Source organism: Cronobacter dublinensis subsp. dublinensis LMG 23823, from assembly GCF_001277235.1.
In the GTDB taxonomy this organism is placed as follows: domain Bacteria; phylum Pseudomonadota; class Gammaproteobacteria; order Enterobacterales; family Enterobacteriaceae; genus Cronobacter; species Cronobacter dublinensis.
This window is the reverse complement of record NZ_CP012266.1, coordinates 2,837,773-2,858,712: the sequence shown is the minus strand read 5'-3', so window position 1 is coordinate 2,858,712 and position 20,940 is coordinate 2,837,773. Positions and strand designations below refer to the sequence as shown.

The 20,940-nt window shown below is 57.3% G+C and carries 21 protein-coding genes and 1 other annotated feature; of the genes, 9 read left to right on the top strand and 12 right to left on the bottom strand.

Annotated features, from left to right (window positions below; genetic code table 11):
- Positions 1-34: 34 nt before the first annotated feature.
- The 4 genes from AFK67_RS22060 to wzzB all read left to right on the top strand — a co-directional run bounded on the left by AFK67_RS22060 (position 35) and on the right by wzzB (position 4,517).
- Positions 35-874 carry a glycosyltransferase family 2 protein gene (locus AFK67_RS22060; protein ID WP_071602710.1) on the top strand — a complete coding sequence of 280 codons (840 nt, stop codon included), beginning with the start codon at positions 35-37 and terminating at the stop codon, positions 872-874.
- Positions 875-882: 8 nt separating this feature from the next.
- Entirely contained in the window at positions 883-1,632 is a 750-nt protein-coding gene (locus AFK67_RS22055) for a glycosyltransferase family 2 protein (protein WP_071602711.1), read from the top strand.
- Positions 1,633-1,902: 270 nt separating this feature from the next.
- On the top strand, positions 1,903-3,309 hold the full coding sequence (gndA, locus tag AFK67_RS13120; RefSeq protein ID WP_038883264.1) for an NADP-dependent phosphogluconate dehydrogenase: 1,407 nt from the start codon (positions 1,903-1,905) through the stop codon (positions 3,307-3,309).
- 215 nt (positions 3,310-3,524) lie between these two features.
- Entirely contained in the window at positions 3,525-4,517 is a 993-nt protein-coding gene (wzzB, locus tag AFK67_RS13115; protein ID WP_007728948.1) for an LPS O-antigen chain length determinant protein WzzB, read from the top strand.
- A 60-nt stretch (positions 4,518-4,577) separates the two neighbouring features.
- On the opposite strand, the gene hisIE is transcribed toward wzzB, so the two are convergent.
- The 9 genes from hisIE to hisL form a co-directional block, all read right to left on the bottom strand.
- Positions 4,578-5,189, bottom strand: coding sequence for a bifunctional phosphoribosyl-AMP cyclohydrolase/phosphoribosyl-ATP diphosphatase HisIE (gene hisIE / locus AFK67_RS13110; protein ID WP_038883265.1), 612 nt, complete (start codon positions 5,187-5,189; stop codon positions 4,578-4,580).
- A complete protein-coding gene (gene hisF, locus AFK67_RS13105) occupies positions 5,183-5,959 on the bottom strand; it encodes an imidazole glycerol phosphate synthase subunit HisF (RefSeq protein ID WP_007728941.1) in 777 nt (258 codons plus the stop codon). Before hisF ends, hisIE begins: the two co-directional genes overlap by 7 nt.
- On the bottom strand, positions 5,941-6,678 hold the full coding sequence (gene hisA, locus AFK67_RS13100) for a 1-(5-phosphoribosyl)-5-[(5-phosphoribosylamino)methylideneamino]imidazole-4-carboxamide isomerase (RefSeq protein ID WP_007728938.1): 738 nt from the start codon (positions 6,676-6,678) through the stop codon (positions 5,941-5,943). The genes hisF and hisA overlap by 19 nt, the downstream gene beginning before the upstream one ends.
- On the bottom strand, positions 6,679-7,269 hold the full coding sequence (gene hisH / locus AFK67_RS13095) for an imidazole glycerol phosphate synthase subunit HisH (protein ID WP_007728935.1): 591 nt from the start codon (positions 7,267-7,269) through the stop codon (positions 6,679-6,681). It abuts the gene before it with no gap.
- Entirely contained in the window at positions 7,269-8,336 is a 1,068-nt protein-coding gene (hisB, locus tag AFK67_RS13090; protein ID WP_007728933.1) for a bifunctional histidinol-phosphatase/imidazoleglycerol-phosphate dehydratase HisB, read from the bottom strand. The genes hisH and hisB overlap by 1 nt, the downstream gene beginning before the upstream one ends.
- Positions 8,333-9,415, bottom strand: coding sequence for a histidinol-phosphate transaminase (gene hisC / locus AFK67_RS13085; RefSeq protein ID WP_007728930.1), 1,083 nt, complete (start codon positions 9,413-9,415; stop codon positions 8,333-8,335). The genes hisB and hisC overlap by 4 nt, the downstream gene beginning before the upstream one ends.
- Positions 9,412-10,716: a histidinol dehydrogenase gene (gene hisD / locus AFK67_RS13080; RefSeq protein WP_007728928.1), complete on the bottom strand. Its 1,305-nt coding sequence runs from the start codon at positions 10,714-10,716 to the stop codon at positions 9,412-9,414. The genes hisC and hisD overlap by 4 nt, the downstream gene beginning before the upstream one ends.
- 5 nt (positions 10,717-10,721) lie before the next feature.
- The gene (hisG, locus tag AFK67_RS13075; RefSeq protein ID WP_007728926.1) at positions 10,722-11,621 is read right to left on the bottom strand and encodes an ATP phosphoribosyltransferase; all 900 of its coding nucleotides are present in this window, start codon (positions 11,619-11,621) and stop codon (positions 10,722-10,724) included.
- Between the two features lie 47 nt (positions 11,622-11,668).
- Positions 11,669-11,792: a sequence feature (His leader region), on the bottom strand.
- Positions 11,768-11,818: a his operon leader peptide gene (hisL, locus tag AFK67_RS22910; protein WP_071601073.1), complete on the bottom strand. Its 51-nt coding sequence runs from the start codon at positions 11,816-11,818 to the stop codon at positions 11,768-11,770. (Overlaps the previous feature by 25 nt.)
- A 178-nt stretch (positions 11,819-11,996) precedes the next feature.
- On the opposite strand from hisL, the gene AFK67_RS13070 reads away from it, so the two are divergent.
- Complete coding sequence (locus tag AFK67_RS13070) at positions 11,997-12,821, top strand: SDR family oxidoreductase (RefSeq protein WP_007728921.1); 825 nt, start codon at positions 11,997-11,999, stop codon at positions 12,819-12,821.
- Here AFK67_RS13070 and AFK67_RS13065 read toward each other — a convergent pair.
- Positions 12,805-13,590 carry a gamma-glutamyl-gamma-aminobutyrate hydrolase family protein gene (locus AFK67_RS13065; protein WP_007728918.1) on the bottom strand — a complete coding sequence of 262 codons (786 nt, stop codon included), beginning with the start codon at positions 13,588-13,590 and terminating at the stop codon, positions 12,805-12,807. The two genes, AFK67_RS13070 and AFK67_RS13065, sit on opposite strands and share 17 nt — an antisense overlap.
- Positions 13,591-13,848: 258 nt before the next feature.
- Between AFK67_RS13065 and gabT the strand changes: the two genes are divergently transcribed.
- The 3 genes from gabT to AFK67_RS13055 all read left to right on the top strand — a co-directional run bounded on the left by gabT (position 13,849) and on the right by AFK67_RS13055 (position 16,696).
- Positions 13,849-15,144, top strand: a complete 1,296-nt coding sequence (gabT, locus tag AFK67_RS13060) for a 4-aminobutyrate--2-oxoglutarate transaminase (protein ID WP_007728915.1) — start codon at positions 13,849-13,851, stop codon at positions 15,142-15,144.
- Positions 15,145-15,282: 138 nt separating this feature from the next.
- Complete coding sequence (gene yoeI, locus AFK67_RS23660; RefSeq protein ID WP_097566144.1) at positions 15,283-15,345, top strand: membrane protein YoeI; 63 nt, start codon at positions 15,283-15,285, stop codon at positions 15,343-15,345.
- Positions 15,335-16,696: an APC family permease gene (locus AFK67_RS13055; protein ID WP_007728912.1), complete on the top strand. Its 1,362-nt coding sequence runs from the start codon at positions 15,335-15,337 to the stop codon at positions 16,694-16,696. Before yoeI ends, AFK67_RS13055 begins: the two co-directional genes overlap by 11 nt.
- Before the next feature lie 175 nt (positions 16,697-16,871).
- On the opposite strand, the gene sbcB is transcribed toward AFK67_RS13055, so the two are convergent.
- Together sbcB and AFK67_RS13045 are read right to left on the bottom strand one after the other, a co-directional pair.
- Positions 16,872-18,299 carry an exodeoxyribonuclease I gene (gene sbcB / locus AFK67_RS13050; protein WP_007728909.1) on the bottom strand — a complete coding sequence of 476 codons (1,428 nt, stop codon included), beginning with the start codon at positions 18,297-18,299 and terminating at the stop codon, positions 16,872-16,874.
- A 77-nt stretch (positions 18,300-18,376) separates the two neighbouring features.
- Positions 18,377-19,528 carry an acyltransferase family protein gene (locus tag AFK67_RS13045; protein WP_007728905.1) on the bottom strand — a complete coding sequence of 384 codons (1,152 nt, stop codon included), beginning with the start codon at positions 19,526-19,528 and terminating at the stop codon, positions 18,377-18,379.
- Between the two features lie 243 nt (positions 19,529-19,771).
- Between AFK67_RS13045 and dacD the strand changes: the two genes are divergently transcribed.
- Entirely contained in the window at positions 19,772-20,938 is a 1,167-nt protein-coding gene (dacD, locus tag AFK67_RS13040) for a serine-type D-Ala-D-Ala carboxypeptidase DacD (protein ID WP_032967542.1), read from the top strand.
- Positions 20,939-20,940 lie beyond the last annotated feature (2 nt).

Here is a 20,940-nt window from a genome sequence, read left to right as displayed (position 1 = left end):
TGATATTTTTTGCAATATGTTTTCATGGTAAATTATGCGATTTATAACCAAGATTAAACTTGCGATACAATCAATCCTTCTTTCAGGAAAGTATTTCTATCTTTGCCTTAACTCCAAAATGAGCTGTAATCAAAGTAATGGGTATATTGTTACTTTAACATCATTTGGCAGTCGTTTGAATTTTGTTTTTTTAACGATAGAAACGATATTACAACAGAGATATAAACCTGAAAAAGTGATTTTGTGGCTTTATACTAACGATCGGCCTAAAGGTCTTGCTCGTATCATATTAAACAAGCAGAGTAAAAGAGGATTGGTGATCCGCTATGTAGAAAGAGATGTAAGATCATATAAAAAGCTTTCTTACATGCTTGAGCATTATCCACAGGCAAACTTTTTTATTACTGCCGACGATGATGTAATTTATCCCGATGACTGGCTGCAGGGATTTAAAACTGCGGCAGATAGAATGCCTGATAAAGTGTATTGTTATCGTGGAAGAATTATCGATTTTGATAATAATTATACAAACTGGAAACTTGCTACAGATAATCGATATTCACATGATTTACTTATGCCGACAGGTGTGTCGGGTGTTTGTTACCCACGCGAAGCGTTGGATGCTCGGGTCGCTGATTTTGATAATATTGAAAAAATTTGTCCCTATGCCGATGATATTTGGTATAAGTTACTAACAAAAGCCCGAGGTTATAATGCCGAGTTAGTGATGCCGGAAAGTGTGCACCATGTTCCATCTCTGTCTGGATTCAAAAAAGGTCTTGAAAAAATTAATGTTTTGAATGATCTGAATACTCAGCAATTTAAAGATACGTTAGTTTATTTTCAATTAAGTCGTGTTGATTTCGAAAAATAGGAAAAAGAATGCTCAATTTGGTATCAATTATTATGCCAACATGGAATTCCGCGGCGACTATATCTGAGAGCATTAATTCTGTAATCAATCAGACGTACCCGCATTGGGAGTTGTTGATAACAGATGATTGTTCAACTGACGGGACAATGGATATTCTTCGCGATTTAGCTGCTGCTGATTCACGGATAAAAATATATCAAAATGACACTAATTCTGGCGCTGGTATAGCACGAAATAATTCGATATCACATGCACAGGGGCGCTTTATCGCTTTTTTAGATAGCGATGATATGTGGCATGCGGAAAAGCTTGAAAAGCAAACGCGGTTTATGCTGGATAATGGTTACACTCTTACTTACACCCATTATCAAAAAATAAATCAACGAGGCGAGATTACCGGGCGCATTCACCCACCGAGATGTGTTAACTATTCTGAATTACTTAAATCCAATGTTATAGGCTGTCTGACTGCGATGTATGATACGGCTGAAATTGGTAAAGTATATATGCCATCAATTCGTAAGCGACAGGATATGGCATTATGGTTAAAAATCTTAGAGAAAGTAGACTATGCCTGGTGCTTGCCAGAAAGCCTTGCCCTTTATCGTGAAGGTCACCAAAGCCTCTCTTCAAATAAAATAAAAGTATTAGCTTCGCAATGGGCTTTCTACCGTCATTATTTGCAATTCAATTCTGTAAAATCCGCCTGGTATTTTACCTACTATGTTATTCGTGCATTAAAAAAACATGGTATATAAAAGGTTTGTTCAAACCAGAGGAATTGAACTGTTTTACAAAATCTTGTCAGTGTTTGTCGCCTGTTCCCTGCAGACGGCGGCTGTGTTTTAAATAATTAACAGTTGGAAATCCGTCCAAACGATAAAAAATTCTATTCCGGTTGAAATTTGACTCCTTAAATTTTTGTTCCTTATTTTAACTTCTCACTTCCGACGTACCTGGGTTAACATCTAAGATACATTTCCAAGCCGCGCACACGTCGCGGTGACCAAACCTGACAGGAGTATGTAATGTCCAAGCAACAGATCGGCGTCGTCGGTATGGCAGTCATGGGGCGCAACCTGGCGCTCAACATTGAAAGCCGTGGTTACACCGTCTCCGTATTCAACCGCTCCCGTGAAAAAACCGAAGAAGTGATTGCCGAGAATCCCGGCAAGAAACTGGTGCCTTATTATACCGTTCAGGAGTTTGTCGAGTCGCTGGAAACCCCGCGCCGCATCCTGCTGATGGTGAAAGCCGGCGCGGGTACGGACGCAGCTATCGACTCCCTGAAGCCCTATCTGGAAAAAGGCGACATCATCATTGATGGAGGCAATACGTTCTTCCAGGACACCATTCGTCGTAACCGCGAACTGTCCGAAGAAGGTTTCAACTTCATCGGTACCGGCGTGTCCGGTGGCGAAGAGGGCGCCCTGAAAGGCCCGTCTATCATGCCTGGCGGCCAGAAAGAAGCTTATGAGCTGGTTGCGCCGATCCTCAAAGAGATCGCGGCCGTTGCCGAAGGCGAACCTTGCGTGACCTACATCGGTCCGGACGGCGCGGGTCACTATGTCAAAATGGTGCACAACGGGATCGAATACGGCGACATGCAGCTCATTGCAGAAGCGTACTCCCTGCTGAAGCACGGTCTGAACCTGTCTAACGAAGAACTGGCGAAAACCTTCTCTGAGTGGAACGAAGGCGAGCTGAGCAGCTACCTTATCGATATCACCAAAGACATCTTCACCAAAAAAGACGAAGACGGTACCTACCTGGTCGACGTTATCCTCGACGAAGCGGCAAACAAAGGCACCGGTAAATGGACCAGCCAGAGCTCGCTGGATCTCGGCGAACCGCTGTCCCTCATCACTGAATCCGTATTTGCGCGTTACATCTCCTCCCTGAAAGAGCAGCGCGTCGCGGCGTCCAAAGTGCTGAGCGGCCCGCAGGCGAAACCGTTCGCAGGTGATAAAGGCGAGTTCATCGAGAAAGTGCGTCGCGCGCTGTACCTCGGTAAAATTGTCTCTTACGCGCAGGGCTTCTCCCAGCTGCGTGCCGCGTCTGAAGAGCATAACTGGAATCTGAACTACGGCGAAATCGCGAAGATTTTCCGCGCAGGCTGCATTATTCGCGCCCAGTTCCTGCAGAAAATCACCGACGCTTATGCAGAAAATCCATCTATCGCCAACCTGCTGCTGGCGCCGTACTTCAAGAAAGCGGCGGACGACTATCAGCAGGCCCTGCGTGATGTTGTCGCTTATGCTGTGCAGAATGGCATCCCGACCCCGACGTTCTCCGCTGCCATCGCCTACTACGACAGCTACCGTTCCGCGGTGCTGCCGGCGAACCTCATCCAGGCGCAGCGTGACTACTTCGGCGCGCACACTTATAAGCGCACCGACAAAGAAGGCGTTTTCCACACCGAGTGGATGGAATAACGTTTCCTTTGTTTAGTAAACAAGCCCGGTGGTGATGCCGGGCTTTTTTTGTGTCTGACGATCGCCGCCCGCCGCGATGAAGGCCAGCAAGCGCCTTGTTTTTCAGTATTTTCCCAAGTCACATTCGCGCTTCGCTATGCAATCATAACGCCTTGCATCTACACTCATGGCTGGTGTGGCTTTCTCATAATAATTAGATGACCAACAAGGACTCTATGAGCAAAGAATTTCAGGGTGGCGCTATTCACCACAGCAATGGGAACCCGGAACAGATTGACCTTATCGACCTGCTGATGCAGCTCTGGCGCGGACGTCTCACTATTATTGCGACCGTCATCGTGACGATTATTCTGGCCGTGCTTTTTCTTTTCATCGCCAAAGAAAAATGGACTTCTACGGCTATCGTGACGATGCCGGATGCCGGTCAGGTAGCCAGCTATAACAACGCGATGAACATTCTCTACGGCACCAACGCGCCGAATGTTACCGACGTGCAGCAGCGCGTAGTGGGGCGCTTCAGCTCCGCGTTTTCGGCGCTGTCGGAATCGCTGCAAAACCAGCAGGAGCCTGAGCAGCTGACCATCGATATGGCTGTCAAAGGCCAGCCGCTGCCGTTGAAAGTCACTTATCAGGCGCAAACGCCTCAGGCCGCGCAGAAAAAACTGGCCGAATACATTCAGCAGGTGGATGAGCAGATCGCCAAAGAGCTGAATAAAGACCTTAGCGATAACGTAACGGCCCGCGCGAAAGAGCTCCAGGAGTCGCTCTCCTCGCAGGAAAAAGTGGCGCAGGAGCAGAAAGATCTGCGCATCAAGCAGATTGCCGAAGCGCTCAAGTTCGCGCAGGAAGCGAACGTAACGTCGCCGCAGATGCCGCAAGCGCAGGAAGTCACGCAGGACACGTTGTTTCTCTTAGGCAGCGAGGCGCTCTCTTCAATGATTAAAAACGAAGCGACGCGTCCGCTGGTCTTCTCCGATGCGTATTACCTGACAAAACAGAACCTGCTCGATATTTCGAAGCTTAAAATTGACGAATCGTCGCTGCATGCTTATCGCTATGTCATGAAGCCGAACGAGCCGCTGCGCCGCGACAGCCCGAAACGTGCCCTGGTACTGGTGCTGGCCGTACTGCTGGGCGGTTTGATTGGCGCAGGCATTGTGCTTGGCCGCAACGCGCTGCGTGAATATAACGTCCGCCAGACGCGTTAATCTGACGAAACGAAAAAGGCCGCATCGCGCGGCCTTTTTTATTGCGAGTCTTACAGACCCTTACTTGTGCCGTCCCCGCAAATTCTCAATCACCGCGCTTAAATCAAGCTCCTGATCCTGCAGCAGCACCAGCAGGTGATACACCAGATCAGACGCTTCATTCACCAGCTCGTCACGGTCGTGAACCGTGGCGGCAAGCGCCGTTTCCACGCCTTCTTCACCCACTTTCTGCGCGATGCGCTTGGTGCCGCTGGCGTAGAGCTTTGCGGTGTAAGAGCTCGCCGGCGAGGCAGTTTTCCGCGCGGCCAGCAGTTCTTCGAGCTGGTACAGGAAATGCCACTGGTGGTGCGCGTCGCCAAAGCAGCTGGAGGTGCCGAGATGGCAGGTCGGGCCAATCGGGTTTGCCAGCACCAGCAGCGTATCGTTATCGCAATCCGGCGTTATGCTCACCACATTGAGAAAATGGCCGGACGTCTCGCCTTTGGTCCACAGGCGTCCTTTGGTGCGTGAGAAAAACGTCACTTTGCCGCTCAGCTCGGTCTCGCGCAGCGCGTCTTCATTCATATAGCCCAGCATCAGCACTTCGCCGGAAACCGCATGCTGCACCACGACCGGCAGCAGCCCGTCGGTTTTCGCCCAGTCCAGTTGGGCCCGCTGTTGTTCTGTTAACACACCCGAATCTCCACGCCTTGCTGAGCCAGAAACGTTTTCAGCTCGGCAATATTAATAATCTGCTTGTGGAACACCGACGCCGCCAGCGCGCCATCGACGTTCGCCTCGCGAAACGCTTCCAGGAAGTGTTCCATCGTGCCCGCGCCCCCTGATGCGATAAGCGGCACGCGGCACGCCTCACGCACCTTTTTCAGCTGCACCAGATCGTAGCCGTTACGCACGCCGTCCTGGTTCATCATATTCAGCACGATTTCACCCGCGCCACGCTGCTGTACTTCCTTAACCCACTCCAGCGTTTCCCATTGGGTGACGCGGGTGCGGCTCTCATCGCCGGTGTACTGGTTCACATGGTATTTGCCGGTCTGCTCATCAAACCAGGTATCGATGCCCACCACGATGCACTGCACGCCAAAGCGATCCGCAAGCCGGGTGATAAGCGTCGGGTCCGCCAGCGCCGGCGAGTTGACGGAGATTTTGTCCGCGCCGAAGGAGAGAATGTGCGCTGCATCGTCCAGCGTTTTAATGCCGCCTGCCACGCAGAAGGGGATATCGATAACTTCCGCCACGCGCGTCACCCAGCTTTTATCGACCACGCGGCCATCGCTGGAGGCGGTGATATCGTAAAACACCAGCTCATCGGCGCCTTCTTCGGCGTAGCGTTTCGCGAGCGGTACGATGTCGCCGATAATTTCGTGGTTGCGAAATTGCACCCCTTTGACGACCTGTCCGTCGCGCACGTCAAGACAGGGGATTATCCGTTTTGCCAGCATTGGATCGCCTCCGTTACGTTAAATTTGCCTTCCAGCAGCGCGCGACCGACGATCACGCCGCCCACACCGCTACCGCGCAGCGCGCGGATATCCGCAAGCTCGCCGATGCCGCCGGAGGACTGAAACGCCACCTGCGGGTAGCGCGCGCAGACTTCCTGATAGAGTGCCACATTGGAGCCGGACAGCGTCCCGTCGCGGGAGATATCCGTGCACAGCACATGCCTGAGGCCGAACGGCAGATAGCTTTCCACCAGCGTTTCCAGCGTCACGCCGGAGTTCTCTTGCCAGCCGCTGACCGCGACCTGCTTGTTACCCGCATCATCGATACGCACGTCGAGCGCCAGCACCAGCGCGTCGGCGCCAAAACGTTCGAACCAGCGCTGCACCTCTTGCGGCGCGTTGACCGCCGTTGAGCCGACCACCACGCGTGCGGCGCCCGCCTCAAGCAGGGCCGCCACGTCGTTTTCGCTACGCACGCCGCCGCCGACCTGCACCGGCACGTTAACGCCCGCCACCAGTTTTTGAATCAGCGGGATCTGGCGCTTCGCCGGATCTTTCGCGCCGGTCAAATCCACCAGGTGCAGCAGCTGCGCGCCCTGCGCCTCATACTCCTGCAGGCGCGGCAGCGGGTCACGGCCATAGTCGCGCTGCTGGCCATAATCGCCCTGATGCAGTCGCACCACGTTGCCATCAATTAAATCCAGAGCCGGAATAATCATTTACATCTCCAGGAAGTTTTTCAGCAGCTGCGCGCCCGCGGCTCCCGAACGTTCCGGGTGGAACTGCACCCCCCAGAAATTATCTTTCTGCACCGCGGCGGTAAACGCCTCGCCGTAGTGGCACTGCGCGATGGTGTGGGTATTCACCGGCATCGCGTAGCTGTGCACGAAATAGAACCACGCGCCGTCCTCAATGCCGCGAAACAGCCGGTCGCCCGCTTTGGCGTGTACGCGGTTCCAGCCCATGTGCGGCAGCGGCAGGCCGTGATCGGTCATTTTCGGCACCGGCTGGTCGATAATGCCCAGCAGGTCAACGCCGTTGCTCTCTTCGCTGCGGCTGCCGAGCAGCTGCATGCCGAGACAGATCCCCAGCACCGGTTGGGTACAGGCTTTGATTAAATCGATGAGATCGCGCTCGATAATCTGCTTCATCGCCGCTTCGGCGGTGCCGACGCCCGGCAGAAACAGCTTATCGGCACGCAATACCACATCCGGGTCGCGGCTCACCACCGGCTCGTAGCCGTGGCGGCGCACCGCGGACTGCACCGAGTGCAGGTTCGCGCAGCCGGTATCGAGGATAACCACGTTCATCACAGCACTCCTTTCGATGAGGGCAGGGTGTCGCCTTCGACGCGGATAGCCTGGCGCAGGGTGCGGCCAAAGGCTTTAAACAAACTCTCCACGCGGTGGTGATCGTTTTTGCCTTTGGTTTTCAGGTGCAGCGTGACGGCCATGGTGTACGAGAGCGAGCGGAAGAAGTGCTCGACCATTTCGGTGCTGAGATCGCCCACGCGCTGGTAGGTAAACTCGGCCTTATATTCAAGGTGCGGACGCCCGGAGATATCGAGCGCGCAGCGCGCCAGACATTCGTCCATCGGCAGCACGAAGCCGAACCGGTTAATGCCGCGCTTGTCGCCGAGCGCCAGCTTTAGCGCTTCGCCGAGCGCCAGCCCGGTATCTTCGACGGTGTGGTGATCGTCGATATACAGATCGCCCTTCACCGTGATTTCCAGGCGAAAGCCGCCGTGGGTAGCGATTTGGTCAAGCATATGGTCAAAGAAACCGACGCCGGTGTTGATTTTGCTGCCGCCTTCGCGATCCAGCCAGACCTTCACGTCAATCTGGGTTTCACGCGTGCTGCGCTTGACATGGGCATAGCGGTCACGGCGGGTCAGACGCTCGCCGATGGCCGCCCAGTTAAGGTCAGCGCGGCTGTAGCGCAGCCCGTTAATGCCCATATTGCCGGCAAGCTCGACGTCGGTTGCGCGATCGCCAATCACGTAGCTGTTCGCCGCATCCATCACGCCCGGCTCCAGATAGCGCTCCACCAGCTTCACTTTCGGCTTGCGGCAGTCGCAGTTGTCCGTCGGGAAATGCGGGCAGATCAGCACGTCTTCAAACAGGATGCCCTGAGAGGTGAAAATCTGCATCATCAGGTTATGCGGGCCGTCAAAGTCCGCCTGCGGCAGGCTGTCGGTGCCAAGCCCGTCCTGATTGGTGATCATGACCAGCTTAAAGCCCGCTTTTTGCAGTTGCAGCAGCACTGGGATCGCATCCGGCTCGAAGGCGAGTTTGTCAAAACGGTCCACCTGGAAATCGTCCGGCGGCTCGGCAATCAGGGTGCCGTCGCGGTCAATAAAGAGATACTTCTGGCTCATACTCGCTCCGTGGCCGCAAGGCCGGGTTGGTCACGCAGGGCGTCAATTACGCGCTGGCACTCTTCGCGGGTGCCGACGGTAATGCGCAGGCAGCCGCTGAGTGTCGGTTGTCTGTTCTGGTCTCGTAAGATAATGCCCTGATCCCACAGCGATTTAAATACTGCGCTGGAGGCGGTGATGCGCGCCAGCACATAGTTGGTTTCGCTGTCGAAAATGGCCTCGACGCACGGCGTCTCGCGCAGACCCGCAATCAGGAGCTGGCGGTTGACCAGCACCTGCGCCACGCGCTCGCGCATCGCAGTGATGCCCTGCGGGCTCAGTGCCTGGGCGGCGATATCCGCGACGGGCGTGGAGAGCGGGTAGGGGGCAATCACTTTCAGCAGCAGATTAATGACGTCTTCATTGGCAAGCGTAAAGCCGCAGCGCAGTCCGGCAAGCGCGAAGGCTTTGGAGAGCGTGCGCAGCACGACGAGGTGCGGGTAGTCGCCAAGCCAGCCTGCGAGCGTCGCCTGCGGGCAGAATTCAATATAAGCCTCATCGGCGACCACAATGGCTTTGCCGCGCGCCATCTCCAGCAGCGTGCGCAGATCCTGCGGGTTAATCAGCTGGCCGGTCGGGTTATTGGGGCTGCAGACGAAAATCACTTTCACGCCGTCGAGCTGTTCGGCAATCGCCGTAAGGTCAAGCTGCCAGCCGTCGATGGCCTGCACGGTGCGGCACTCCACACCGATGGTTTCGGCGCTGACGCTGTACATGCCGTAGGTCGGCGGACAGTAGAGCACCGCGTCGCGCCCCGGCTCGCAGAACGCGCGGATCAGCAGCTCAATGCCTTCATCCGCGCCGCGGCTGACCAGCACCTGCTCTGGCTTCACGCCCGCGTACTGCGCGTAACGCTCGATGACGAGTTTCGGCTGGCACTCCGGGTAGCGGTTGAGCGTCTGGGCGGTTAACTGAAATTCCACGGCCTGCGGGTATTCGTTGGCGTTCAGCCAGACATCGCCATTGCCGCCGAGGCGGCGCGCAGACTGATAGGGCGTCAGATTGCGCACGTTCTCGCGCGCCAGTTCTTCAATGCTCATGCTTGCTCCTTCAGGGCTGCCACGCGCAGCGTCACGGCGTTTTTGTGGGCGGTGAGCTGTTCTGCCGCCGCCAGGGTTTCGATGGTCTCTGCCAGCGCGGAAAACCCGGCGGGCGTCAGTTCCTGAATAGTCATGCGCTTCTGGAAATCCGCAAGACCGAGGCTTGAGCTGGTGGCGGTATAGCCGTAGGTCGGCAGCACGTGGTTAGTGCCGGAGGCGTAATCGCCCGCCGATTCCGGTGACCAGTCGCCTAAAAACACCGAGCCTGCGCTGGTGATGCCATCGACCAGCTCGCGGGCGTTGCGGGTCTGGATAATCAGGTGCTCCGGGCCGTACTGGTTAGAGATTTCCACGCACTGGGCGAGGTCGCGCGCCACAATAAGGCGGCTTGCCGCGAGCGCCTGACGGGCGGTGTCGGCGCGGGGCAGCGCTTCCAGCTGGCGGGCGGTGGCGTCGGCGACCGCCTTAGCCATCGCCGCATCCGGCGTCAGTAAAATAACCTGCGAGTCCGGGCCGTGCTCGGCCTGCGAGAGCAGATCGGAGGCGACGAAATCCGGCGTCGCGCCGCTGTCGGCAATCACCAGCACTTCGGAAGGCCCGGCGGGCATATCGATCGCCGCGCCGTCGAGACGCTGGCTCACCTGGCGTTTGGCTTCGGTCACAAAGGCGTTGCCGGGGCCGAAAATTTTCGCCACTTTCGGCACGCTTTCGGTGCCGAAGGCGAGGGCAGCAATCGCCTGCGCGCCGCCCGCCTGAAACACCTCCTGCACGCCGCAGAGTTTCGCGGCATAGAGAATTTCATCGGCGATGGGCGGCGGCGAGCAGAGCACTACGCGTTGACAGCCCGCGATGCGCGCAGGCGTCGCCAGCATCAGCACGGTCGAGAAGAGCGGCGCGGAGCCGCCCGGAATATAGAGACCGACCGACGCCACCGGGCGCGTCACCTGCTGGCAGCGCACGCCGGGCAGGGTTTCGACATCCACGGGCGCGAGCTGCTGGGCGCGGTGAAATTTTTCGATATTCGCCACGGCAACCGCCATCGCCTGCTTCACGTTGTCATCAAGGCGCGCGGCAGCGGCGTCAATCTCCTGCGCGCTGACCTGCAGGGCGGCCACGTCGGTTTTATCGAACTTCGCGCTATAGTCGCGCAGCGCCGCGTCGCCGCGGGCTTTTACATTATCGAGGATCTCCGCCACGGTGCGGGTAATGCTCTCCGAGGCAGAAATGGCCGGGCGCATCAGCAGCTCGCGCTGCTGTGCGGCGTTACAGGTGTTCCAGTCGATGACGGTGGTAAAAGTCATGGCGGTTACTCCATCATCTTCTCAATCGGCAGCACAAGGATGGAGCTCGCGCCCAGCGCTTTGAGCTTCTCCATCGTTTCCCAGAACAGCGTTTCGCTGCTCACCATATGCATCGCCACGCGCTGCTGATCGCCGGCCAGCGGCAGAATGGTCGGGCGTTCCGCGCCTGGCAGCAGGGCTATCACTTCATCAAGACGCTCCGTCGGCGCGTGGAGCATGATGTATTTCGATTCGCGGGCCTGGATAACGCCCTGGATGCGGGTCAGCAGTTTGTCGATAAGCTGCTGCTTCACGGCGGGCATTTCGCCGTCACGCTGGATAAGACAGGCTTTGGAGCGGTAAATCACTTCCACTTCGCGCAGGCCGTTGGCCTCAAGCGTCGCGCCGGTGGAGACTAAATCGCAGATGGCATCAGCCAGCCCGGCGCGCGGGGCCACTTCCACTGAACCGTTCAGCAGGCAGGATTTAAACTGCACGCCTTTTTGATCGAGATAACGCTTGAGCAGGTGCGGGTAGGAGGTGGCGATGCGCTTGTTTTTCAGGCTTTCCGGGCCTTCCCAGACGTCGTCGACCGGCGTGGCGAGCGAGAGGCGGCAGCCGCCGAAATCGAGACGGCGCAGCGTATAGTAGCGCGGGTCGTCGCCCTGGGCGCGGCGGGTGAGTAACTCTTCTTCCAGCACGTTTTCGCCGATGATGCCGAGATCCACCACGCCATCCATTACCAGGCCCGGGATATCGTCATCCCGCACGCGCAGGATATCGATAGGCATATTCTCCGCCAGCGCAATCAGACGCTGGGTGTGGAGATTAATTTTTATGCCGCAGCGGGCCAGCAGTTCTCGCGAATCATCGCTTAAACGGCCTGATTTTTGAATAGCTATGCGTAAACGGTTGTTGTCTGTCATCTCGCCTTATCCTTATTGATCTCGTGAAATTCGCCTGCAAACGCCCAATAAAAAAGCCCCCGGAAGGTTGATCTTCCGGGGGCTCTCTTAGCGTTCATGCACCACTGGAAGATCCGATCGTCTTCCAGCACACATCGCCTGAAAGACTAGTCAGGATGATGGTGATGGTGGTGGTTGTTAAACTGAACGCGTGTCATAAAATTCTCTTGATGAATGCTTATTCAAACCTGTCTTAACCGTAAACCATACCGGGCAGAGAAGGCAAGGGCTTTTTTTCATCATTAAAACCTTTCATATTCACTACATCAATTGTCAGCCCGCAGCGGCTGGCGTAGCCTGAAAAGACGCAGGCGAAAGACGGAGCAGGAGAACGAGATGAAAAAGGTCGCGATTGTCGGATTAGGATGGCTGGGGATGCCGCTGGCGCTCGCGCTGAATGCCCGTGGCTGGCAGGTCGCGGGCAGCAAAACCACCGCCGACGGCGTGGAGGCCGCGCGCATGTGCGGCATCGAGAGTTACCAGCTGGAGCTGCTGCCGGAAATGGTGTGCGACAGCGACGATCTGGACGCGCTGTTTAACGCCGACGCGCTGGTGGTGACGCTGCCCGCACGCCGCACCGGCGGCAATGGCGAATACTATTTGCAGGCGGTGCAGCAGGTCGTGGACAGCGCGCTGGCGCACCAGATCCCGCGCATTATCTTTACGAGTTCTACCTCGGTCTATGGCGAGGCTGAAGGCCTGTGCAAGGAAACCTCGCCGATTGAACCGGTCACTGAAAGCGGGCGCGTGCTTAAAGAACTCGAACAGTGGCTGCACCATCTGCCGGGAACGTCGGTCGACATTCTGCGTCTCGCGGGTCTTGTCGGGCCGGGGCGGCATCCGGGGCGTTTCTTTGCCGGTAAAAGCGCGCCTAACGGCGGACATGGCGTCAATCTCGTGCATCTTGAGGATGTGATCGGCGCCATTACCCTCCTGTTGCAGGCGCCCAAAGGCGGCCATATTTATAACCTCTGCGCCCCGCAGCATCCGGCGCGCGCCGCGTTTTACCCGGTAATGGCGCGCCAGCTTGGGCTGGAGCCGCCGCGCTTTAGCGACAGCCCCGTGGGCAGCAAAGGCAAGCTTATCGACGGCAACCGGATCTGCCACGAACTGGGGTTCGAGTACCTCTACCCGGACCCGCTGGTTATGCCAATGGCGTAAGCGCCAGCGCCTGATGCTCCGCCTGCCAGACGCGGCAGGCCGCGACGAAGGCGTCGAACATCTGTTTTGACAGCGGTTCGTCGTGCAGCGCGCCCCATTCCGGGTGCCACTGCACGCCGAAGGCGAAGGGGTGTTCGGGAATGCTTATCGCCTCAATCAGCCCGTCGTCGGCGCGCGCTTCAATAAACACGCCGGGCCCGACCTCGCGGATCCCTTGCTGATGCAGCGTGTTCACGCGAACGGATTCGCCTGGCGGCACCCAGCTGTCGAGCCAGCCGCCGGGCGCTATCTCAAGGCCGTGGACCGGCGCAAATTTCGCCTCCGGGCTGCCGCTCGGGTTTACTTCATGCTCGCGTAATCCTTCAACGTTATGTAACTGCCGCCAGAGTTTCCCGCCGGTCGCGACGACCATCTCATGCACACCGCGACACGAGCCAAGCAGCGGCAGGCCGGTGTTAAGCGCATGACGCACCAGCATTAACGCCAGTTTATCGCGCCCGGGATCGTTGCTGCTTTCCTGCGCTTCTTCACCGTAGTGATGCGGTTCAATGTTGCATGGGCTGCCGGGCAGAAAAATGCCGCTGAGCGATTTCAGGGCGGCGGCGAGATAAAGCGGATCGTCCGCCAGATGATGGGGCAGGGGAATGGCCACGGCGCCCGAATGGTAAAGCGGTGCCAGATAGAGATTTTCCACCGTCAGGATCAACTGTCCTTCCTGATTACTTTGACACATCAAAACGCCAATCAACGGCGGTGTGGTTACGGTCATGCTGGTTCGCCTGTTTCGCTGGGATACAGATCCTGTAGTTGAGCATTCGCAGCGGGTCAACTTTCCATGCGCGCACTCTGGCAGAACCCGGGCCTTGAGCTATGGTTTGATAACGGGCGTTATTTGAGCGGTTTTCGCCACGGCCTCGCGATGTAAAACCGCCCGGCGTGATCTTCTGCAGCGCCCCACAACATACCGATGAGAACAGTCTTGCCTCCGTCTTTTTGGGCGGAGGCTTTTTGCGCACAGGAGTCAATGATGCAAAGCAATCAGCAGTGGCAGGAGAGGCGTGAAAGCGCGGTGCCGCAGGGCGTGGGCAACGCGCTGCCGGTGTATGTGGCGCGAGCGAAAAATGCGGAGATCTGGGATGTCGAAGGGCGGCGCTATATCGACTTCGCCTCCGGGATTGCGGTGCTGAATACCGGCCATAACCATCCGGCGGTGATCGAGGCGGTCAAAGCGCAGCTCGATAACTTCACGCATCCTTGCTTTCAGGTGACGCCTTACGGCAACTACATTGAGCTGGCGGAGCGGCTGAACGCGCTTGCGCCCATCAGCGAGCCCTGCCAGACGCTGTTTCTCTCGACCGGTGCCGAGGCGGTGGAGAACGCCATTAAAGTGGCGCGCATTGCTACGGGCCGCTCGGCGGTGATTGCTTTTCGCGGCGCGTTTCATGGCCGCACGCTGCTCGGCATGGCGCTCACCGGTAAAGTACAGCCGTATAAAAAAGGGTATGGTCCGTTTCCGGCCGGGATATACCACGCGCCCTATCCGGCGGCCTACCTGGGCGTAAGCGACACCCAGGCGCTGGCGTCGCTCGCGGGGATTTTCGCGGCCGATGTTTCGCCGGACGAGGTCGCGGCGATTATCATCGAGCCGGTGCAGGGCGAGGGCGGGTTTTACGCCGCGTCGGCGGAGTTTATGCAGCAGCTGCGCGCCCTGTGCGATAAACATGGCATCGTGCTGATTGTCGATGAGATCCAGAGCGGGTTTTGCCGCACCGGCAGAACCTTCGCCATTGAACACGCGGGCGTCGAGCCGGATCTCATCACCATGGCCAAAAGCCTGGCGGGCGGTTTTCCGCTCTCGGCGCTGGTGGGCAAAAAGGCGCTGTTCGATAAAGCGCTGCCGGGCGGGCTTGGTGGCACTTACGCCGGGTCGCCGGTCAGTATCGCCGCGGGGCTGGCGGTGACCGATATTATCGCGCGGGAACGCCTGAACGAGCGGGCGACAGCGCAGGGCGAACTGCTGACTGGCCGCCTGCGTGAATTTGCCGAAACCTATGACTTTATCGGCGACGTGCGCGGCGTCGGCGCGATGGTGGCGATGGAGCTGGTGCATGAGCGCGACAGCCATCGCCCGGACAAAGAGTTAACCCAGCAACTGGTGCAGGAGGCAGGGCGTCAGGGGCTGATTTTGCTGACCTGCGGCGTGCGGGCGAACGTCATCCGTTTTCTTATCCCGCTTACCGCAGAGAAAGAAATTGTGACAGAAGGTCTCAACATCTTGTCATCCTGCCTTAAAGTGGTGCAAAATACGCGCCCTGCAAAATGAGATGATTAACCGACGTTCAACGCGTCGGTTATTTTTTTGCAGTCAAGAGCATCGTAATTAAATTCAAGAGGCCGGGCTTCGTACCGGATAGATACTTACTTAAAATCCGACAGTTGTTGTCGCTGAGGAATACAGAAAATGGGGCAATTTTTCGCTTATGCGGCGATGTTCACCGTAAAGGAGAATAATTATGTCGCTTAATGCAACTCCAAAAACCTCTCGCGTGGAATTACGTAAAACGCTTACGTTGATTCCGGTTGTTATGATGGGCCTTGCCTATATGCAACCTATGACGCTGTTCGATACATTCGGTATTGTATCCGGCCTGACGGACGGTCATGTGCCGACCGCGTACGCCTTCGCGCTGGTCGCGATCCTCTTTACCGCGTTGAGCTACGGCAAGCTGGTGCGCCGCTTCCCGTCGGCGGGCTCGGCATACACCTACGCGCAGAAAGCGATTAACCCGACCGTGGGCTTCATGGTGGGCTGGTCGTCGCTGCTCGACTACCTGTTCGCGCCGATGATCAACATCCTGCTCGCGAAAATCTACTTTGAAGCGCTGGTGCCTGGCATCCCGTCGTGGATTTTTGTGGTGCTGCTGGTCGCGTTCATGACTGTTTTCAACATGCGTACCCTGAAAGGCGTGGCGAACTTCAACACCATTATCGTGGTGCTGCAGGTTATCCTGATCGCCGTGATTCTGGGCATGGTGATTTACGGCGTGTCCCACGGCGAAGGGGCCGGTACGCTGACAAGCTCTCGTCCGTTCTGGTCTGAGAATGCGCACGTCATCCCGATGATCACCGGGGCGACCATTCTGTGCTTCTCGTTCACCGGCTTTGACGGCATCAGTAACCTGTCGGAAGAGACCAAAGACGCAGGTCGCGTTATCCCGCGCGCTATCTTCCTGACCGCGCTGATTGGCGGCCTGATCTTTATTTTCTCTACGTACTTTATCCAGCTCTACTTCCCGGATATCTCGCGCTTTAAAGATCCGGACGCGTCTCAGCCGGAAATCATGCTGTACGTGGCAGGTAAAGCCTTCCAGGTCGGCGCGCTGATTTTCTCCACCGTGACCGTACTGGCTTCCGGTATGGCGGCGCATGCGGGTGTTGCGCGTCTGATGTACGTGATGGGCCGTGACGGCGTGTTCCCGAACCGCTTCTTCGGCTACGTGCATCCGAAATGGCGCACCCCGGCGCTGAATGTAGTGCTGGTCGGCGCGATTGCGCTGATGGCGATTAACTTCGACCTGGTGATGGCAACGGCGCTGATTAACTTCGGTGCGCTGGTCGCGTTTACTTTCGTAAACCTGTCTGTGATTTCACAGTTCTGGATCCGCGAAGGCCGCAACAAGACGCTGAAAGATCACTTTACTTACCTGCTGCTGCCGGTGTGCGGCGCGCTGACCGTGGGTGCGCTGTGGCTGAACCTGGAAGAAAGCTCGATGGTGCTGGGCCTGATCTGGGCCGGTATCGGTGTGGTTTACCTGGCGTGCGTGACCCGCAGCTTCCGTAACCCGGTTCCGCAGTACCACGAAGACATCGCGTAATCCGCCGAAAAGCAACGCGAAAAAAGGCTCCCCTCGGGGAGCCTTTTTTGTTGGCGATGGATTGGGATGTCGATGGGGCGGCGGGTGCGCTTCGCTTACCCGCCCTACAATTCAGGCGTGCTTAAAGCAATAAAGTAGGGTGGGTAAGCGAAGCGCACCCACCTGCCACAACGGTTTACCCGACAATCTCCTGCGCGTACTGATACAGCGCCTTCAGAAGCGCCGTTTTCTCTTTATCGCTCTCATACTGGTTGTAGAGCATCTCCAGCTCCTGGGCGTAAGCCTGGAGGAACTCCGGCGTAAAGACGTCGCGGCGATGGTTAAGCCAGCGCTGCTGTTCCGGCTCGCTGAGCGTGCCGGGGAAATTGCGCGCACGGTAGTTAAACAGCAGCTTTTCAATGCGCTTATCCACGAACGTGATATCCAGCGCCGGGAGGTTCTGCGGCGGCGTCTGCAACACAATGCGCATCGCGGCGCGATCGGCGTCGCTGAAAAAGCCGTCGTAGAGCTGCGCATCCACGTTGCTGGTGGGCGGGAAGGGCGGCGCTTCGGCAAACAGCGCCACCAGTTTCTCGCGAACCTGAGGCGCGGCGCGCAGCACTTTCAGGTTGTTAAGACAATGCTGACGGTCGATGCCGAGGCGCTCAGCGTCTTCCGGGCGCAGCGTGTTGGCCTGCGCCAGCACCGGGCACTTATTGAGGTGCACCAGCTTCACCGGCACCGCGCTGTCGTCACCCAGCACGGCTTTCGGCGTATACAGCCGTTCGCGCAGCGCATCGGCATCGAGCTCCAGCAGCGGGCTGATATCGCCTGCCAAATCCACCACAATCACCGCGTTGCGGTTGTCCGGGTGCCAGGCGATCGGCGCTATCCAGCTTGTGTTGCCGCGCCAGGCACCAAACATGCCGGAAACATGCACCAGCGGTTTCATCTGGACGATATCAATCAGCGTCGCCAGCTTCTGCTTACTGCGATAGGTGTAGAGATAATCGAACATCCGCGGCTGGCGGGTTTTCACCAGTTGCGCCATGGCGATGGTGGCGTGGACATCCGCCATCGCGTCGTGCGCGTTGGCGTGCTCAATGCCATTGGCCACGGTCAGGTGTTCGAGCCGGAAACTCGGCAGGCCATCGCTGTTCTCCGGCCAGACGATCCCTTCCGGGCGCAGCGCGTAGCAGGCGCGCATCACATCCAGCAGATCCCAGCGCGAGTTGTCGTGCTGCCAGCTCCACGCGTACGGGTCGTAAAAGTTACGGTAGAAGATATTGCGCGTCACTTCGTCATCGAAACGCACGTTGTTATAGCCCACCACGCAGGTTTTCGGCACGGTGAACAGGGCGTGAATGCGCCCTGCGAACTCGGCTTCGTTCTCGCCGCGCGCGAGCGCCACCTGCGGCGTAATGCCGGTTATCAGCACGGCTTCCGGCTGGGGGAGATAATCGTCGGCGGGCTTGCAGTAGAAGACTTCCGGTTCGCCGATAACGTTAAAATTTTCATCGGTGCGCAGGGCGGCGAACTGCGCCGGGCGGTCGAGCGAGGGGCTTTTGCCGAAAGTCTCGTAATCGTGGAACAGAAAAGTCGGTTGCGCGGCAGAATCAGACACCAGGTCACCATCCAGAGTAAGTAAAAAAACAGGGCTATGGTAAACCATAGCCCTCTCAGGAAGAAGTGGCAGCCGTCTTAAGGCAATACCTGCTCCGGCTGCACCGGCTTGCGGGTGATGAGACGTTTACCCAGCGCGATGCCCGGTTTCTCGACGCGATGGAACAGCACCGTCGCGAGCCCGTAAGTGACCGGCAGGCTGATGGCGGCGGCAATCAGCAGGCGTACCGGCGAGGCGTGCTGCGCGAACGCGCTGTGCTCCACCAGCAGCCCGATGACCGGGATGACAATCATCAGGTGCAGCAGGTAGACGGAGTACGACACATCGCCCAGAAACTGGCTGACGCGGCGCGTCAGAAGCCAGCGCGGCAGGCGCATGACCTGATGCAGCAGCGAGCCCGCCTGCGCCTGCCACAGCAGCGCGCCGAGGCCTGCAATCATCACGCACTGGGCGATGAGGCGATTCGGCGTGACCGCGATATGCATCTGCCAGGCGAGCACCGGCGCGAGGAACGCCAGCAGCAGCAACAGGCGACGACTGTCGCGCACGGCGGCGGCAATCAGCATACCCGCGACAAACAGCGGCAGCTTAATCAGGATCATCGACGGCATCGGGAACGCCTCGAAGTAGCCCGGCAGCGCCCAGCGCGCCGCGAAGCAGGCGATCATCACCGCGAACGCGGCGACGAAAAAGCCCCAGCGCATCACCAGCAGCATGATGAACGGGAACAGCAGATAGAACTGCATTTCGAGCCCGATGCTCCAGTCCGGCAATACCGTACGGAACGAGTAATAAGGGATAGCGCCGAAGACAAACGAAATATGCGCAAGAATATTGCCCGCCGAGGTGTCTGCATAACGCTGGCTTTCCGTTTGCGTGGACGGCCAGGCCTGCGCGATAACGTCGCGCCATTCGCCGAACGCCGCGCCGAAAATCAGCGCCAGCAGCAACAGGAAATAGTACAGCGGCGCAATGCGGAAAAAGCGCCGCAGCCAGAAGTTACGGATGGTATGGCTGCTGGTCCAGGGTTCAATATCCCGGCGTTCCAGATAATTCTTCGCCATCAGAAACCCGGATAACAAAATAAACAGATCGACGCCCATACCCGGATCGTATAACAGAGGAATGCGGCACTGCACCAGCAGGCAAATATGCCCCAGCAATACCCACAGCGATGCGAGACCGCGTAATCCCTCCAGCTCCGGCGACCAGCTTTTACCCTGCGCCATACCCTTCTCCTCAGCCTTATAAAAGCCACCAGGCTAAAAAGAGTCAGCCTTTATCACAATCGGAAGAGTACGTGAAATATGCATTATCAGATTTTCCGCAGTCAGGTGCAGGCAGGTAAATAGCACGTTGGAAAAGGCGGCTCAGACGCGTCTTATTCATATTTCCTTGCAATTTACCGGAGCAAGGAAATAAAAACTGCCGTAAAAAAGGCGCCCCATCGCGAAGTTACTGAGGATATGCTGTTGAAATTTAGACCAATGATTGCCGTTTCCTGCATCATGTTGGCCGGTATTACCGCGCAGGCGCACGCCGCCGCGCCTGTCATGCCACAGCCGCCAGCCATTATGGCGGGCAGCTATGTGTTAATGGATTACACGACCGGACAAATCCTCGCGGCAAATAACGAACATCAACAGCGTAACCCGGCGAGCCTGACGAAATTAATGACCGGCTATGTGGTGGACCGCGCCATCGACAGCCATCGCATTACGCCGGATGACGTGGTGACAGTCGGCAAAGACGCTTGGGCGAAAGATAACCCGGTGTTTGAAGGCTCGTCACTCATGTTCCTGAAAGCGGGCGATCGCGTGACGGTGCGTGACCTCAGCCGCGGGCTGATTGTTGACTCCGGCAACGACGCCTGCGTGGCGCTGGCGGATTACGTGGCGGGCGGTCAGCCGCAGTTCGTCGCGATGATGAATGACTACGTGCAAAAGCTCGGGCTCAAAGATACCCATTTTGAAACCGTCCACGGACTCGACGCGCCGGGGCAGCACAGCTCCGCGTTCGATTTGGCCGTATTGTCGCGCGCCATTATTCACGGCGAGCCGGCGTTTTATCATATGTACAGCGAAAAGAGCCTGACCTGGAACGGCATCACCCAGCAGAACCGCAACGGACTGTTGTGGGATAAAACGCTCAACGTCGACGGCCTGAAAACCGGCCACACCTCGGGCGCAGGCTTTAACCTTATCGCCTCCAGTGTTGACGGCAAGCGTCGTCTGATCGCGGTGATTATGGGCGCTGACAGCCCGAAAGGCCGCGAAGATCAGGCGCGCAAACTCCTTCACTGGGGCCAGCAGACCTTCGACACCGTAGAGATCCTCCAGAAAGGCAAAAAAGTGGGCAGCGAGCGTGTCTGGTACGGTAAAAACGAGCAGGTGGCGGTCGGCACCGATCGCGACTTCTGGCTGACGCTGCCAAAAGCGCAGCTCGCCAGTGTGAAAGCCAAATATCTTCTGGATCGCGACCGTCTCGACGCGCCGCTGGCCGCCAATGAAAGGGTGGGTGAGATAGAACTCTACAATGGCGATCAGATAGTCGCGCGTCTGCCGCTGGTGACGCTTGAGAAAGTGAAAAAGGGCGGCGTGTTCTCGCGCTTTGGCGACTGGCTGCACCTGACGCTGTAACC

Coding starts and splice junctions, on each gene's coding strand:
- hisA (WP_007728938.1), bottom strand. CDS start 6,678: ATGATTATTCCGGCTCTGGATTTAATTGATGGCAACGTGGTGCGACTG.
- hisH (WP_007728935.1), bottom strand. CDS start 7,269: ATGAACGTGGTTATCCTCGATACCGGCTGCGCGAACCTGCACTCGGTG.
- AFK67_RS13070 (WP_007728921.1), top strand. CDS start 11,997: ATGAAAAAGGTCGCGATTGTCGGATTAGGATGGCTGGGGATGCCGCTG.
- AFK67_RS13045 (WP_007728905.1), bottom strand. CDS start 19,528: ATGGCGCAGGGTAAAAGCTGGTCGCCGGAGCTGGAGGGATTACGCGGT.
- hisD (WP_007728928.1), bottom strand. CDS start 10,716: ATGACTTTTACCACCGTCATCGACTGGAACACCTGTAACGCCGCACAG.
- AFK67_RS22055 (WP_071602711.1), top strand. CDS start 883: ATGCTCAATTTGGTATCAATTATTATGCCAACATGGAATTCCGCGGCG.
- AFK67_RS22060 (WP_071602710.1), top strand. CDS start 35: ATGCGATTTATAACCAAGATTAAACTTGCGATACAATCAATCCTTCTT.
- hisG (WP_007728926.1), bottom strand. CDS start 11,621: ATGACAGACAACAACCGTTTACGCATAGCTATTCAAAAATCAGGCCGT.
- gndA (WP_038883264.1), top strand. CDS start 1,903: ATGTCCAAGCAACAGATCGGCGTCGTCGGTATGGCAGTCATGGGGCGC.
- wzzB (WP_007728948.1), top strand. CDS start 3,525: ATGAGCAAAGAATTTCAGGGTGGCGCTATTCACCACAGCAATGGGAAC.
- AFK67_RS13065 (WP_007728918.1), bottom strand. CDS start 13,590: ATGACCGTAACCACACCGCCGTTGATTGGCGTTTTGATGTGTCAAAGT.
- gabT (WP_007728915.1), top strand. CDS start 13,849: ATGCAAAGCAATCAGCAGTGGCAGGAGAGGCGTGAAAGCGCGGTGCCG.
- hisF (WP_007728941.1), bottom strand. CDS start 5,959: ATGCTGGCAAAACGGATAATCCCCTGTCTTGACGTGCGCGACGGACAG.
- hisB (WP_007728933.1), bottom strand. CDS start 8,336: ATGAGCCAGAAGTATCTCTTTATTGACCGCGACGGCACCCTGATTGCC.
- hisC (WP_007728930.1), bottom strand. CDS start 9,415: ATGAGCATTGAAGAACTGGCGCGCGAGAACGTGCGCAATCTGACGCCC.
- AFK67_RS13055 (WP_007728912.1), top strand. CDS start 15,335: ATGTCGCTTAATGCAACTCCAAAAACCTCTCGCGTGGAATTACGTAAA.